This is a genomic window from Streptomyces sp. NPDC051913 (assembly GCF_044593635.1).
Lineage (GTDB): Bacteria > Actinomycetota > Actinomycetes > Streptomycetales > Streptomycetaceae > Streptomyces.
Genome location: NZ_JBIUCI010000008.1, coordinates 103,208 through 116,486 on the forward strand (window position 1 = coordinate 103,208; position 13,279 = coordinate 116,486).

12 protein-coding genes are annotated in these 13,279 nt (G+C 70.5%); 6 read left to right on the forward strand and 6 right to left on the reverse strand.

The window, feature by feature from the left end; all coding sequences use genetic code 11:
• Positions 1 to 583: 583 nt before the first annotated feature.
• The 3 genes from ACIHIX_RS24655 to ACIHIX_RS24665 all read right to left on the reverse strand — a co-directional run bounded on the left by ACIHIX_RS24655 (position 584) and on the right by ACIHIX_RS24665 (position 1,870).
• On the reverse strand, positions 584 to 709 hold the full coding sequence (locus ACIHIX_RS24655; RefSeq protein ID WP_399959600.1) for a hypothetical protein: 126 nt from the start codon (positions 707 to 709) through the stop codon (positions 584 to 586).
• A 28-nt stretch (positions 710 to 737) separates the two neighbouring features.
• The gene (locus tag ACIHIX_RS24660) at positions 738 to 1,271 is read right to left on the reverse strand and encodes a carboxymuconolactone decarboxylase family protein (protein WP_399959602.1); all 534 of its coding nucleotides are present in this window, start codon (positions 1,269 to 1,271) and stop codon (positions 738 to 740) included.
• A gap of 65 nt (positions 1,272 to 1,336) precedes the next feature.
• A complete protein-coding gene (locus tag ACIHIX_RS24665) occupies positions 1,337 to 1,870 on the reverse strand; it encodes a cupin domain-containing protein (protein ID WP_399959604.1) in 534 nt (177 codons plus the stop codon).
• 769 nt (positions 1,871 to 2,639) lie between these two features.
• Between ACIHIX_RS24665 and ACIHIX_RS24670 the strand changes: the two genes are divergently transcribed.
• Both ACIHIX_RS24670 and ACIHIX_RS24675 read left to right on the forward strand, forming a co-directional pair.
• Positions 2,640 to 2,867: a hypothetical protein gene (locus ACIHIX_RS24670; protein ID WP_399959605.1), complete on the forward strand. Its 228-nt coding sequence runs from the start codon at positions 2,640 to 2,642 to the stop codon at positions 2,865 to 2,867.
• A gap of 20 nt (positions 2,868 to 2,887) precedes the next feature.
• A complete protein-coding gene (locus ACIHIX_RS24675; protein WP_399959607.1) occupies positions 2,888 to 3,067 on the forward strand; it encodes a hypothetical protein in 180 nt (59 codons plus the stop codon).
• 269 nt (positions 3,068 to 3,336) lie between these two features.
• Here the strand turns inward: ACIHIX_RS24675 and ACIHIX_RS24680 are convergent, their stop codons facing one another.
• Entirely contained in the window at positions 3,337 to 3,516 is a 180-nt protein-coding gene (locus ACIHIX_RS24680) for a DUF6480 family protein (protein WP_399959609.1), read from the reverse strand.
• A gap of 331 nt (positions 3,517 to 3,847) precedes the next feature.
• On the opposite strand from ACIHIX_RS24680, the gene ACIHIX_RS24685 reads away from it, so the two are divergent.
• Both ACIHIX_RS24685 and ACIHIX_RS24690 read left to right on the forward strand, forming a co-directional pair.
• The gene (locus tag ACIHIX_RS24685; RefSeq protein ID WP_399959611.1) at positions 3,848 to 5,353 is read left to right on the forward strand and encodes a cryptochrome/photolyase family protein; all 1,506 of its coding nucleotides are present in this window, start codon (positions 3,848 to 3,850) and stop codon (positions 5,351 to 5,353) included.
• 277 nt (positions 5,354 to 5,630) lie between these two features.
• Positions 5,631 to 6,725 carry a glutamate--cysteine ligase gene (locus tag ACIHIX_RS24690; protein WP_399959613.1) on the forward strand — a complete coding sequence of 365 codons (1,095 nt, stop codon included), beginning with the start codon at positions 5,631 to 5,633 and terminating at the stop codon, positions 6,723 to 6,725.
• A 340-nt stretch (positions 6,726 to 7,065) separates the two neighbouring features.
• Here ACIHIX_RS24690 and ACIHIX_RS24695 read toward each other — a convergent pair whose 3' ends face one another.
• Entirely contained in the window at positions 7,066 to 8,472 is a 1,407-nt protein-coding gene (locus ACIHIX_RS24695) for a protein kinase (RefSeq protein ID WP_399959615.1), read from the reverse strand.
• Between the two features lie 225 nt (positions 8,473 to 8,697).
• On the opposite strand from ACIHIX_RS24695, the gene ACIHIX_RS24700 reads away from it, so the two are divergent.
• Together ACIHIX_RS24700 and ACIHIX_RS24705 are read left to right on the forward strand one after the other, a co-directional pair.
• Positions 8,698 to 9,894: a PP2C family protein-serine/threonine phosphatase gene (locus tag ACIHIX_RS24700; protein WP_399959616.1), complete on the forward strand. Its 1,197-nt coding sequence runs from the start codon at positions 8,698 to 8,700 to the stop codon at positions 9,892 to 9,894.
• A 380-nt stretch (positions 9,895 to 10,274) separates the two neighbouring features.
• The gene (locus tag ACIHIX_RS24705) at positions 10,275 to 11,072 is read left to right on the forward strand and encodes a DUF427 domain-containing protein (RefSeq protein WP_399959618.1); all 798 of its coding nucleotides are present in this window, start codon (positions 10,275 to 10,277) and stop codon (positions 11,070 to 11,072) included.
• Between the two features lie 69 nt (positions 11,073 to 11,141).
• Here the strand turns inward: ACIHIX_RS24705 and ACIHIX_RS24710 are convergent, their stop codons facing one another.
• Complete coding sequence (locus ACIHIX_RS24710) at positions 11,142 to 13,208, reverse strand: glycosyltransferase family 4 protein (RefSeq protein WP_399959620.1); 2,067 nt, start codon at positions 13,206 to 13,208, stop codon at positions 11,142 to 11,144.
• Positions 13,209 to 13,279 lie beyond the last annotated feature (71 nt).

Below are 13,279 nucleotides of genomic sequence, written 5' to 3' on the forward strand. Positions count from 1 at the left end.
GGACCAGCATCCGGGACGAGACCAAGGAGCCGCGATGTCCCCGTCCTAGAGGACGGAGACGCCTCACGAGAGGAGACGCGGTGCTGTCCGGCGGCGCATCCGGGCGGCCACGATTGCCGCGATGCTGTTCGGACCACCACTCTGCCGGTCGGGAGCGGCTCGCGACGCAGTCGTGCGCCCCGCAGGAGACCGACGCACTCTGTGGAGATGAGCGCAAACAGATGGTGGGCCACCACCGAGGCCCACATCGGATGGCGGGCCGTCCACTGCCGTCCGCTCACCATCACGCCGCCGGTGTGGCCTCCGGTCTCCGGTCGAGGGGGAATCGCGCCCGATGATGCACTTCGACGTCCAGGTCGGCGATCTGGACTCGGCGGTCGCCCTGGGCGCCACGGTGGTGAAGTTCAGCCGCAGGACAATGTCCGGGTTCTCCTCGACCGGCCGGCCATTCCTTCTGCCTGTGCTTCGACGAGGGATGACCGGCTGCCGCAGCCACGGATGAGAGCCGGGAGGGGCACGCCCGAGTGCGGTGCGGTGCCCCAACTCTCACGCCACGAGAGCCACAACTCCTGACCATTGCTCCTCAGACCGGATGGCGGGCGGCGAGGACGGCGACGTCGTCGCCGTGGTCGCCGTGGTCGGCGGCCAGGCCGGCGAGGAGTTCGCCGCAGAAGACCTCCACAGGCTCGCGGGCGCGGGCGGCGGCCACCGTAATCGTCGGCGGACACCTGTCGTTGTCACGGCTGGGGAGTTGACGGATCTCGATCCGGGACCGGCACGTCGAAGCAGTTCAACACCATCGCGATGAGGCAGTAGCTGCCGATGAGGAACACGAGCTCGCCGACCCCGTCATGGCCCAGCAACTGCGTGGCACGATCGTATGTGGAGTCCGGCACTACGCGCCCGGCGGTCAACGCCATCGCGACATCGTGGGCGACAGCCTGCTCGTCACTCAGCCCGGAGGGTCGCCCGCCCGCGGCCAAGGTGGCGATCTGTGCCGCCGGAAGGCCGACCTGATCTGCCGTCTGCTCGTGTGCGTACAGCAGGTACCGGGCACCGTGGGCGCCACCCACGGTGAGGATCGCCACCTCACGCACGATGGGATCGAGGCGAGCCTCGGCCGCGACCGCCCTTTGAAGGAACAGAGCCGGAACCCCGAACGTCGGGAAGTGCAGCATCGCCGCGAACGGTCCGACGAGCGCACCGTCGTCGTCAAGGATGACGACGCGGCCCTGCTCCTCGGTGACGAGACCGGCGATGCCGTCATGCACCTCGCGCAGCTGAGGGTCGAGCTCTGTGGGCGGGATGGGTCGAATGCGCATGTGATTCTCCCTCCTCAAAGTCCGTCGGCGTACTGGCCGTCGATCAGGACGAAGGCGACCCGGCAGTTCGCAGCGGACCGGTTTGCCCACGCGTGGTTGGTGCCACGCTGAATCACGATGTCTCCGGTGCGCACGGTGGTCTCACCATCGTCGACAACGAGCGTGAGTTCGCCCTCTATGACGATCCCGTAGTCGATCGTTTGCGTGCGGTGCATCAACGGATGCGGGGCATCGGCAACGGACGTTGCCGCGTCGGCCCCGCCCATCTCCCCGAACTTCTCAGCGGCCTCGGCCCCCGTCAGGTTCCGGATCCGGTCGTCCTCCGGCGGGAAATCAATCACCCGGAGGCGAGTACCACGCTCGGGAGGCCCGAGCACCAGAACGTCCTCCGCCGGCTCGCCTGCCTGCCGGTCGATGAGAGCCGGTGTCTGGCGTGTGTTCCACACTTCGTAGAAGGTCGGGCCGCCAGGCCCGCCGATCTCCACTACACGGGTCGGCGGCGCGTCCTGCACGATCACGGCATGGTCGAACGCGTCATGGCCGGTCACGATTCTCCGGAACGGGCCCACTGGGCTCATGAGGTGGGTCCTCCCTCTTTCATCAGATGCGGACGTACAAGGTCATCTCGTCAGTGCGATGACGAGCCCGGCGGGCATTGACGCCGCCGCACACCGACAGACTGGCGCTCTCCACTTGACGCAGAGTGAACGGTCTGCGGGGAGTGCTCCACCGCCCGTAAAGTCCGTCTCGCTACGCACGCCCCGCGAGAAGGACCTCAGACCAACGTCGCGCTTCTCAAGTGAGGACCTGACGCTCGCCGCGGTCGGCAGGATCGCCCGGCCAGCCGCCCCGCAGCGGCCCGCCGATGCTGTACCGCAAGCTATGGCCCGACGGCGACCGTCGGGGTGGCCAGCCGATACCTCCGAAGCAACGCCGGACCTTGCTGTACTCGGACGCATCCGTTCTCGCAACGTGCCGAACGATGCCCCCGCGGCTGCCTGCGCCCGGACTGATACGACGTTCTTGATGACACGGAACCGATGGCGAGGCTCCTAGATGGCGCCGAATTTCGGTTCAGTGCTCGTCAAGTCGCCGGTTCTGCGCTGCCCCCCGCCGCGCCGGACCGACTTGCCGCCGCGGTGCCGGCCGAACTCCACGACGAATGACAGCCTTCGCCCCGCCGGCCCTCCGCAGCTTCCATGCGTAGCGCCCGTCAGGACGCAGTCGGCACAACAGCGTGTCGCCTGGCGACGCCAGATGCGTGAACGCGTGCTGCGTGAAGCGTGGGCGCTGGCCGCTCACGACGGCTGAGACCGAGTGCGGATCGCCGACCTGGAGGAGCGGGCCGAGGTGTCACGCCCCTCCATCCACAAGGAGTTCGGAGACCGAGCAGGGGTCGGACAAGCCCTGGTGGAGAGCGAGACCAAGCGGCACAGCCCGTTCATCCGGGCCGTCCTCGTGGCCGCGCGAGGAGGCACGGACGCGCTGCTTCCGTTCCTGACGAGCCGGCCCGGCCCGGTGTCTCATCCGCACGTGACCTGCTGACCTCCTGGCCGGCCGAGACCGTGCCCGGGAGCGCGCAGCAGCGCCGCGACGAAGCCGCGGACGTGGCGGTACGACTGACGCTCAGCCACATGTTGCTGCCCGGACCGGACCAGGACGACGTCCCCGCGCGCGTCGCCCGTGGGACATGCGCGGTTCTGGGCGTTACCGGCACCTCAGCGGGCGGACGCCTCGATCGCTGACCTGCGCGCCAGGCACGGCCGTGCAACCGGAGTGCAAGTCGCCTCCTTCCCCAGAGGGCGCCCGCCCACGGAGAACGGCTCGCGGGGCGGACGGTCGCACCGCCCGGGCACTCCCCTATAACTGGCCTTCCGCGGCTCCACGGCTCCACGGACATGGGCGCTCAGCCCACTCGGAGCGCCCGAAGGCTGGCCCGACACTCCACAGTGGCCCGCCGCTCTGCGCCCCCAGTTCACGTCAGTCGGCTGATCCGCCCGGCCGATAGCCACGCCTACAGATAGAAGACCCGGGCGAGGAAGAACGCGGCAAACAGGACGGCGCCGATCATGACGAGCCACATCCAGAAACGCGGGTGCTCCCAGATGCCGCCATCCGGTCGTTCCTCGTGGGCCTCGGCTGTCGAACCTTCGACCGGGGGAGTCTCCTCCGGAGGTACCAACGGGTCGGTCATGCGATCAGGATCCTGCACTCACGCCCAGTACGCATCCGCTGCCCAACGGCCCCCGCGCGCTTCCAACTCCCGACAACGCTCGCCAAACTGCACTGCCCGACTCGACCTCCGCACGCGCCGCCAAAATCACCTTCACCCTTACGGCGGGCATCCATGCATACCCCGCCGAGCGAAAGCCATGTGTAGGTCCTGACCGCAGCAGAGCCCGGAGGCGCCCCGTGTCTCACGCCCCGCCCCCTTCCTACGGGCTTCTACCTGTCACGCCGCCCCGGCAAAGGGCGACGCCCACTCGAACGACACCGACGGCACCACGCACAGCGGCGGAGGCGGCATGACGACGTTCCACTGGCTCTTCGGTGATCAGCTCGGACCGCACTACCTCAGCCCCGGTCCGCACGGCCCGGGCCGCGACACGCCAGTCGTGATCATCGAGGCGTTGTCGGTCTTCCGACGCCGCCGCTTTCACCGGGCCAAAGCGCATCTCGTGCTGTCCGCCATGCGCCATCGGGCCGCGGAACTCGGCGACCGCGCCCGTTACGTGAGGGCGGAAACGTACCGCGAGGGCCTGCGCAAGGCGACCGGCGGCGCGCCTGTCACCGTCCACCACCCCACCTCTCGTGCCGCACTGCGTCTCGTGAACGCGATCGAGGGCGTACGTGTCCTGCCGGCGCGCGGATTCCTCGTAGCACACGAGGACTTCCGCGCGTGGGCCGACGGCCGCGGCGGGCAGCGGCTTCGCCAGGAGGACTTCTATCGCTGGGTGCGACAGAACCACGACCTGCTCATGGACGGTGCGCAGCCCGCAGGCGGCCGGTGGAACCATGACCACGACAACCGGCAGCCCCCGCCCCGAAAGGAGATCTCCCTCGGGGCCCCGCCGCCCTACCGGCCACGCGAGGACGACATCGACGACCAGGTACGCCTCGACCTCGACCGCTGGGAGCGCTCCGGCGAAGTGACCTTCGTGGGACGCGACGGACCGCGCCTCTTTCCCGCCACCCGTCGCGAGGCACTCGCCGCTCTACGGCGCTTCGTGACAGAGCGGCTCGCCGGCTTCGGCCCGCATGAGGACGCGATGATGTCGGCTGATCCGGTGCTGAGTCACAGCCTGCTGTCCTCGTCCCTGAACCTGGGGCTGCTCGACCCGCACGAGTGCGTCGAACTTGCCGAGCAGGCCTGGCGCTCCGGTGACGCTCCGGTCAACAGCGTGGAAGGATTCGTCCGCCAGGTCGCCGGCTGGCGCGAGTACGTTTGGCAGCTCTACTGGTACTTCGGCGAGGACTACCGCCATCGCAACGCTCTTCGGCACCAGGCGCCCTTGCCGGAATGGTTCCTGGAACTCGACGCCGAGGCAGTCACCGCGCACTGTCTTGCCACGGTTCTCGCCCAGGTCCGTGACACCGGCTGGACCCATCACATCCCGCGGCTGATGCTGCTGGGCAGCCACGCCCTCCAGCGCGGCTGGAACCCGGCAGCCGTGACCGACTGGTTCCACCGCTGTTTCATCGACGGCTACGACTGGGTCATGCTGCCCAACGTGGTGGGCATGTCGCAGTACGCGGACGGCGGCCTCATGACCACCAAGCCCTACACCTCGGGCGGGGCTTACGTACAGCGGATGAGTGACTTCTGCGGTCCCTGCGCCTTTCGGCCCACCGTACGGGTGGGCGAGACGGCCTGCCCTTTCACAGCGGGCTACTGGGCCTTTCTGCAACGCCATCGCTCCCGCTTGGAGCACAATCCGCGGATGGCCCAGGCCGTTCGGGGACTGGACCGCCTCACCGACCTTGACGCCCTCCTGGAGCAAGAACAGGGGCGCGGCGACGCCCCGCCGTGAGGCGCCCGGGAACGGACCTGGGTCCACCCGCCCCATTGCAGCGTTTCGCCGGCTCGGACTCCCCGCCGACGAGCCGCAACCGCTAATGGCTGGCTAAGGACCGGGCCGCCGCGTGGGCCACGGCTGAACGACCGGCCCGGGTGATGGTTTACCGCGAAGTGGGGCGCGGCACTCGGACACCGCAAAGGACCCTTCCCAGGAGTCCTCGCCGTGCGATGCACCCGCCGGGCGCGTCGGGAGCCAGCCCGGCACGGACGGGCGGAACAGAAGGCAATCGATGACGACGATCGGTGTCGAAGAGGAGTACCTGCTGCTCGACCCGGTCACGGGTCTGCCGGTACCCATGGCGGACAAGGTGCGCGCGGCGGCCGGCCTCGGGCACCTCGTAACCGACCAGGAGGTGCACTTCGAGCTGTTGCAGGCGCAGGTGGAGGTCGCCACACCGGTGTGCGGCACCCTGGAAGAGATCGGCGGGCACCTGCTCAGACTGCGCCACGCCGTCGGAGCGGCCGCCGCGGAGCAGGGTTGCCGGATCGCGGCCTGCGCCACACCCCCGCTACGCCACGGCCACCCCATGGCGGTCACCGACCAGGCACGGTACCGGGCCATGCTCACCCAGGCGCCCCAACTGGTGGCGGAGCAGCTGGTCAACGGCATGCATGTGCACGTCGCCGTCCCCAGTCGGGACACCGGCGTGCAGATCCTGAACCGGATCCGGGTGTGGCTGCCGACCCTCACCGCCCTGTCCACGAACTCTCCGCTGTGGGACGGTCACGACACCGGTTTCGCCAGCTGGCGCACCATGATCTTCAGCCGCTGGCCCGTCAGCGGCATGCCACCGCACTTCGCCGGCGTCGCCGACCATGACAGGCGCGTGCAACAGCTGCTGGACAGTGGTCTGATCTCGGACACCGGTCAGCTGTACTGGCACGCCCGGCTCTCGGCCCGGTATCCCACCATCGAGGTGCGGTGCCTGGACGTGCAGCTGCGCCCGGACGACGCGGTGATGCTCACGGGCCTCGTCCGGGCCCTGGTGGAGACCGCGCGTGCGGAGGCTGCCGCCGATGCTCCCGTGCTCGACTGTGATCAGGAACTGCTGCAGGCGAGCATGTGGCACGCGGCCCGCCACGGGCTGAGCAGCACCCTCATCGACCCGGGTGGCCGGCAACGCCGGGCCGGCGAGATGCTGTACGAGCTGCTGCGCCATGTCGCTCCCGCACTCGACGCATCCGGCGACAGCAGGCAGGTGACGGCCCTGGTCCACCGGCTCCTGCAGGACGGCACCGGCGCCGATCGGCAACGCGCCGCCCTGGCCCGTGGCGGCCTGCCCGCCGTCACCGATCTGGTCACCGGCAAGAGCACCGTGCCCTGACCGCCAGTGGCGACGTATGAAGCGGAACAGCGGTTCGGCTGGTCGGCGCAGACGATTGAAACGGGGCACTCCCCTCCTACCTTCTCGATGAGCGCGCCGTTCGCCAGGCGCTACGCGTCCGGCCAGCGCAGCCAGCATTCCCATGGCGGCACGAGTCGCGCACGACCACGGAAGCCAGGGCGACGACCTTCGGCGGCTTGGATTGCCTGTGGCATCCTGCCCCGTCTGCCCCTGAGCGAGCCGGGCCCACCTGCTCGGTCTCCGCGGCCCCTCCAGCCGGCGAGGTTGGGCGCCTGTTCACCCGGGAGCGTGAGTCGTCTCGTCTGCCGAAGACGCCCCGTCAAGGGCGCTGCCGCTGCTTGCCCCGCTCAGCCGAACCGCTCTTGCCTGACGTCCCGCTGCCGGCCTTGTGCTTGGCTTGTCCACGCGGTTCGTCGGCCTTCGTCGTCCCTGGAGCGGCGGGTGGGTGCGCAAGCGTGGGGGCGCGACCGGCCTGTGCGGGCCTGGTTCCTGGCTGACTGCCGAGGCCCGTGGTGCCCTGTCCCGCCGCGGTGCCGGTGGGCGCGCGGGACGCAACCGGCTGTTCATCCGCGGGCGTGGCGCCCGTCCCCGCAGGAGTGTCCTCGGCCGGCGTGTGTGACGTGACGGGGGTGGCCTGTTCGCCCCCCGTGGTGTGACCGGCGGTGCCCTCGATGACGGCGAAGGCCACGATCGAGGCGGCGACGGCCACCGCCGCACCCGCCATCCGCCCCCTGTGGCGCGCGGGCGCGGCGCCCCCCGGCTTTTCGGAGGCGGCCGTCGTCGTGTCGGACCGCGCGACGTCTGGTGCCAGGGCGAGACCCGCGTCCCTCGCCATCGGCGGCGAGGGGATTTCATGCGGCCGCACCCCGGACGGGGCGGCCGCTGTCCCGGGGCCGGTACACGCTGCCAGCAGGCTCAGTGACCGCGCGCAGTCGTCAGCCCCGGGCCGGGCGTGCTCGTCCAGGTCGGTCATGTGCCGCAACAGGGCCGTGAACTCCGCGGGCACACTGTCGGGTATACGGGGCGGGCGGTGCAGTCGCGCGATGGCGGCTTCCAGCGGTGCACCGCCGTACTCGAGCCTGCCGGTGAGGCATTCCAGGAGGACCAGGCCCAGGGCGTAGACGTCCGCGGGCCGGTCGACGGGCCTGCCCATGACCTGTTCGGGGGACAAATAGGCGGCTGTGCCCGTCAGGGCACCGGGGGCTGCGCGGGTGGTGGCGTCCAGCAGGCAGGAGATACCGAAGTCGCTCAGGTAGGGACGCCCGGACGAGTCCAGGAGGATGTTCGACGGCTTCACGTCCCGATGGACGACTCCTTGCCCATGCGCATGGGCCAGAGCGTCGGCCAGCCCGGCGCCCAGCACCGCGGCCGTCTGCCACGGCAGGGGCCCTTCGGCGATACGGGCCTTCAATGTGGGGCCGTCGACCAGCTGGACGACCAGGTAGCCGTCGGCGCCGTGCCGCCCGGTGTCGTACGCGCTCACCACGGCCGGATGCTCCAGCCGGGCCAGGATCTCCGCTTCGCGGCGGAAATCCTCCTCGCTGTCGAAGCCGGTTCCGTGCCGGAAGACCTTCACCGCTACCGGGCGGCGCAGTCGCAGGTCGAAGCCCCGATGGACGTCGGCGGCGCCGCCGGATCCGATCACTGCGTCCAGGCGGTAGCGGCCCGCCAGCACTCGGGCACTGCAACGGGACACCAGGGCGGCACCCGACTCGACGAAACCCACTGCATGCCCCCTGCCTCACAGAACCTGACCGGCCGCGGCCGGTCACGACCACCCACACGTGAGTACCCGGGCGCCCCTGCGCCATCCCCGCCCATCTCGTCCGCCGTCCCCGCACTGCGGAGCGAACGCGCGCATCGTGCCACGTACACGGCTGAAATCCGACCGGACGACATGCCGACGCCTGAGCGGGAAGAAGAGAAGAACTGATGGCTTAGGGAGGCTGAAGTGGAACGTGGCCGAATCGGACTGGCCGAGGTGCTGGCAGCGGCAGAGGAGGCCGCACCCGTGGCCTCCCTCGATGTCGTGGCACGCAATCTGCGCGACCGGTTCGAGGCCCGCTACGTGTCCTTCCTGTTCGTCGACATCGTGGGCCGACGCCTGCTGCGGGTCAGCGACGCGATGGAGACACCGCGGGTTCGGCGCGCCGATCAGGTCCCCCTCGCCGGCAGCGGGGTCTACGACGACGTCCTGCGCACCCAGAAACTGGTGCGGGCCGCGGAAGGGAAGCAGGGACAGCGTGTCCTCGCGCCCGTCACCAACCGCGGCGACGCCATCGGCGTGCTGGAGCTTTTTCTCGACGAGGTCACCGAGGACGTGCTGAGGCAGGTGGAGGAGGCCGCGCACGCGCTGGCGTACATCATCGTCACGGACCGCCGCTTCACCGATCTCTATCACTGGGGCAACCGCACGACCTCCGTCACCCTGGCGGCGGAGATCCAGCGCCAGCTCCTGCCGTCAGCGCCGTCCTGCGAAGCCGCCCAGTTCTCGCTGGCGGGCGCGCTGGTCCCGGCCTCCGACATCGCCGGGGACACCTACGACTACTCCCTCGACCAAGACACCCTGCACCTGTCCATCACCGACGCGATGGGGCATGACGTCAATGCCTCACTCATGGCGACACTGCTGGTCAACGCGTCGCGAGGGGCCCGCCGCGCCGGCGTCGACCTGGTCGAACAAGCCCGCCTGGCCCACCAGGCCCTGCTCGACCACGGCCGGCGGACGTTCGCCACCGGCCTGCTCCTGCGCCTCGCCCTCGACGGCTCCGGCGTCCAGCTCGTCAATGCCGGACACCCCTGGCCGCTGCGCCTGCGCGACGGCACGGTCGAGGAACTGCACCTGACGGTCAACCTGCCCTTCGGAGTCCATGGGCAGGGGCCCTACACGGTGCAGCACCTGGATCTGCGCCCCGGCGACCGCCTGTTGCTCTACACCGACGGCATGCAGGACCGCCGGGCGGCAGCGGTCGACCTTCCCGACCTGCTGCTCTCCACCACGTCCGAGCATCCGCGTGAGGTCGTGCGCACCCTGGTAGCCGCAGTCACTGAGGCTTGCGAGGGGCTCGTGCTGGACGACGCCACCGTCGTGTGCCTGGACTGGCACGGCCCCGTACGCGATGGACTGCGGGAAGGCTCCGGCGTCTGACCAGCCCGGCCGACGCTGCCGCCGCGGCGGCCGTCGAGATGTACGGCGGACGCCGGCTGTGCATCCGGCCGATCCTGATGCCCCTCCGCGGAGATGTCGGGCCTCCAGCTCACGGGACGCGTCGAGCGGTGAACGCACCACTGTGGAATACCGGCGGCGTGATCCCGGAATCCACCACGATGGTCGCCCCAGGGGCGCCGTCGCCCCCTCTCGTGACGTCGGCGACCCCCAGCCTGCATCCCTCGCACAAGGCGGCGCCGAAGCACCGACGAGGACACAAAAACGACCGGAGGAGCACTCATGAGCAACGGGGACATCGGCCCGCGGGCCGGCGGTCCGAAGAGGCCCGATGCAGCAGGCAGGCGGACGGGTGCGCAGCGATGACGAGATGGACGCCCCGACACGACGGCGGACGGCCGTCCGGCAAACACTGCTCCCATACGTGGACGACCGACCCCACGCCGCTCAGTGAGACGTGCTTGCCCTGTGGGGCGCGCGGACGCGTGCCGGGCGAGCTGCTGTTGTGCCTCACGTGCGGGCATGTGGGCTGCAGCGACAGCTCCCCCGGCGCTCACGCCACAGCGCACTTCGACTCCAGCGATCACCCGGTGGCCCTGACTTTGGCTGCGGGCCAGGCGTGGGCCTGGTGCTATGAGGACGAGGTGTACCTCGATCCGCTGGATGGCCACCGGCCGCCTTCCGCTTCGCGCCCTGCCGAGTCCGTCTGGGACTACCCACGGCCACCGGCCCTCCAGGACGACGACCGCCTCGTACGCGTCGAATGCGCCGGGCAGGTCGTGGCCGAGACCCGCAGCGCGATCCGCGTACTGGAAACCAGCCATCCCCCCGTCTTCTACATCCCGGCCCAGGACGTCCGCACCGAGCTTGTCAGCCCTGCCGTCTCGGGCCGGAGCCGGTGCGAGTGGAAGGGGACCGCCCGCTACTGGGACGTCATCGTCGGAAACGATGTACGCGCTCGCGCCGCCTGGAGCTACCCCCACCCTGAGCCCGACTACGCAGCCATTACCGACTTCCTCGCCTTCTACCCCAGCCGCATGGACCGCTGCACCGTCGCCGGAGAAGACGTCACCGCCCAGGAAGGCGACTTCTACGGAGGCTGGATCACCGCAGAGGTACAAGGCCCCTTCAAAGGCGCACCCGGCACGTACCTGTGGTGAGATCGGCACGAGGTCTCAAGATGGCTCCTCGGGCGAGGCGCTCAGCCCCGCCCGCCCTCCCCCGGACGGCTACGCCCGCCGCAGCGCGGCGTACTCAGCGGTGAGTTCGTTCGCCATGCGGGTCACCGAGAAGCGCTGCGTGACCAGGTTCCGACCTGCGGTGGCGTATCTGCGGCGCTCGTCGTCGCCGATGTGCGCGAGACGTCGTAGGCCGCGCATGAGGCCGGTGGGGCCGGAGGTGTCCAGCAGAATTCCGTTCACCCCGTCGCGCAGGTAGTGGGCGACACCCCCGCTCCGCGGTCCCGCGGCGGGGAGGCCCGCCTCCATCGCCTCGAGGATCGCGATCCCGAACTCCTCCTTGACACTCGGGCACACGTACCAGCACGGCGCCCCCTGCGGGCGTGCCGCCAGGGCACGCTGGAGACGGCGGATGTCGGCGTTGGGTAGTGCGGGCAGCAGGGCGAGCCGCGGGGACGCCTGCGGGAAACGGGCGAGCAAGGTGTCGATGCGGCGCCGCATCTCGGTCTCGGCCTCGGTAGGCGTGTGCGGGCTGCCTCCGATGAGCATCAGCGTGCTGGTGCTGTAGCCGCCGCTCTCGAGCCAGGCACGCACCAGGAGGTCCTGCTGCTTGACCGGGTGGAGCCGGCCCACGGACAGCAGGAGCGGCAGATCGCGGTCCTCGGCGTCGAGAGCGTCGGGGCGTGCGCCGTCCTGATACAGGGCCGCAAGTGCCGCGCGCTGCCGGTCGTACTCGTCGGGGGCGGCCCGATAGGGGGCGATGCCCTCGGGCGGGGCGCTGGGCCCTTTGCCCCCGGCGAGGCGTGCCAGGTGGGGGTAGTGGCGGACCAGTTCCCGGGTCCCGCCGCGGCCGGGGATGCCTACGACCGTGTCCGCGCGCTCCACGAGGCGGTCGGCCACGAACACCCGGTGCAGGTCGTGCCGCAACGCCTCAGCGGCCCGTAGGTCGCCGTGATCGCTTGCGGTGTGGCGTTCGGCGAGTCCGCGATGCGGGTCCGGGGTGGCTGTGAACATCGAGGCGGCCCCGAGCCGTTCGGCGGCGTCGGCGAGCGCCAGGCTCGCGTCGTCGGCGTATCGGATGTGCATGACGTCCAGGGGCCGCGGCATGCGGCCCAGCAGCCGCACCGCCCACCAGGTCAGCGCAGTTCGATGTCGAGGCGTCTGTGTCGGGCCCGGTGAGCGGGGCGTGTCTACGGGCAACTTCAGCACCCAGTGCCCGGGGCGTCGTTCGAAGGCCAGCCGGTCGTCAGCCGCCAGGTCCTCGTGTCCGGCCGTCACGACCGTGATCACACCGGCGATCCCCTCGGTCTCGGCAAGGGTGTCGCCAAGACCGCCGAGCAGGACCGCCATTCCTCCGCTCATACCCTGCCCCGGTGTGTCCAGGCCGCCCAGCAGCATGGTCTGCGCGACCACCCGGCCCTCCCGCTCGCCTTCTCGCGGACCCAGCACAGGTGTCGGCGGGTGCAGCAGCAGCCGCTCGTAGGCGTCCGAGGACGCGGAGAGGGCCGGCAGGCGGGCCGTACCGCCGGGGAGTTGGTGCAGGTAGCGCCAGGCGGCGTGGCGTACGGCCCGGTCGACGTGGCGTCCCGCTGGCGCGGCCTCGGCCGGTGTCAGGGGGGCGAGGCCGGTGGCCACGGCGAGGTCCAGCAGATGACCGGTCGTGGGGGTGTCGGGCGCTTCGGTGAGCGTCGTCCTCAGGGCTTCCTCCGCGTGGCGGTGGCCGTACCAGCGCACGGTCTCCGGCCACAGTTCGGTCAGCACCGCCCACAGCCGCGGGCCGCCGTCGCGGTGGGCGAGCAGAGCCTCCGGGGTCAGGGGCACGCCGAGACGGGCGGCGCGGCGCAGGGCCGACACGGCCGCGTCCTCGCGTCCGACGCCGAGCCCGTCACCGGGTGGCACCGTGCGTGGCCGTACCCCGTACTCGGCCTCCAGCAGCCGTACCAGGTCGTCCAGCGGACGTCCGGCGGCATTCCGCTCGTCGGTGTGCCCACTCCAGCGGGCACCGCTGAAGAATGCGGTCCGGGCGGCCACCAGGGGGTCACGGTCCTGAGTGCCGACGGCGGCCCGTCGTCCCCTGCTCTCGGTCGCCCAGGTAGGTGCGAAGGCGGCGGCGGTCACGCGCTCTCCTGTCTCAGGAACGGCTCTGACCTTGGTGGTTCCCCAAGCGAGGGGCTCACGGATGCACCCCG

Bases quoted from the DNA above. Each gene is read 5' to 3' on its own strand.
- ACIHIX_RS24690 (WP_399959613.1), top strand. From the start codon at position 5,631: ATGACGACGATCGGTGTCGAAGAGGAGTACCTGCTGCTCGACCCGGTC.
- ACIHIX_RS24685 (WP_399959611.1), top strand. From the start codon at position 3,848: ATGACGACGTTCCACTGGCTCTTCGGTGATCAGCTCGGACCGCACTAC.
- ACIHIX_RS24680 (WP_399959609.1), bottom strand. From the start codon at position 3,516: ATGACCGACCCGTTGGTACCTCCGGAGGAGACTCCCCCGGTCGAAGGT.
- ACIHIX_RS24705 (WP_399959618.1), top strand. From the start codon at position 10,275: ATGACGAGATGGACGCCCCGACACGACGGCGGACGGCCGTCCGGCAAA.